The sequence below is a fragment of the Rothia sp. HMSC069C04 genome (assembly GCF_001812895.1).
Lineage (GTDB): Bacteria > Actinomycetota > Actinomycetes > Actinomycetales > Micrococcaceae > Rothia.
Genome location: NZ_KV810747.1, coordinates 1 through 833, shown reverse-complemented (window position 1 = coordinate 833; position 833 = coordinate 1). Strand labels below are relative to the sequence as shown.

Here is an 833-nt window from a genome sequence, read left to right as displayed (position 1 = left end):
CAGGGTGTGGTGTACCGCCGTAAGGCGTAATTTACCGTAAGCGGTAATTTTAAGGGCTGATTCACAGCGTAGTAGCCCTGTACTATGAAACAAGCGGCTGGAATATAGCCAACCGTTCTCGCGGTGTTGAGTTTAAGGAGTGAACTACAGTGAATATTCTTTTGATTGACGGCGGTAAAGCATTCGCCCACTCGGCGGGTCGCCTGAACCACACCCTGCATCAAGTAGCCCGTGATACGTTATCGGCGCTCGGTCATCATGTGCGAGAAACTGTGATTGACGACGGGTACGATATTCACCAGGAAGTAGAAAAATTCCAGTGGATGGATGCGGTCATCTGGCAGATGCCCGGTTGGTGGATGCACGAGCCGTGGACCGTGAAAAAATATATGGACGAGGTGTTTACCGCGGGCGCGGGTACCCTGTACGCTAATGATGGTCGCCACAGGGTCAGCCCCACTGAAGGATACGGCACGGGCGGTCTTCTTCAGGGTCGTCGGCATATGCTGTCGCTGACGTGGAACGCGCCTCGCGAAGCTTTTACCCGGGAGGGCGACTTCTTTGAGGGACTCGGGGTAGATGCCCTCTATATGCACTTTCATAAGGCCCATGAGTTCATGGGTACTACCCAGTTGCCCACCTTTATTTGCTATGACGTGATTAAAAATCCGCAGGTCGAACAGTATCTCGCTGACTATACTGCCCACCTCAACGAGGTCTTCGGTCAGGCGTAAGGGTTTTAAGCCTGCATGCCTTCATAAGCATGTCTGAGGTGGATGCGGCAAACCGCCCGGTGCCGTCGAGCTTCACGCTGCGGGCGCATCAGGGTGTGG

General features: G+C 54.0%; 1 protein-coding gene. It reads left to right on the top strand.

Annotation, left to right across the window (positions count from 1 at the left end):
• The first annotated feature begins 149 nt into the window (after nucleotides 1-149).
• Complete coding sequence (locus tag HMPREF2879_RS06895) at nucleotides 150-734, top strand: NAD(P)H-dependent oxidoreductase (protein WP_005504206.1); 585 nt, start codon at nucleotides 150-152, stop codon at nucleotides 732-734.
• Nucleotides 735-833: the final 99 nt, after the last annotated feature.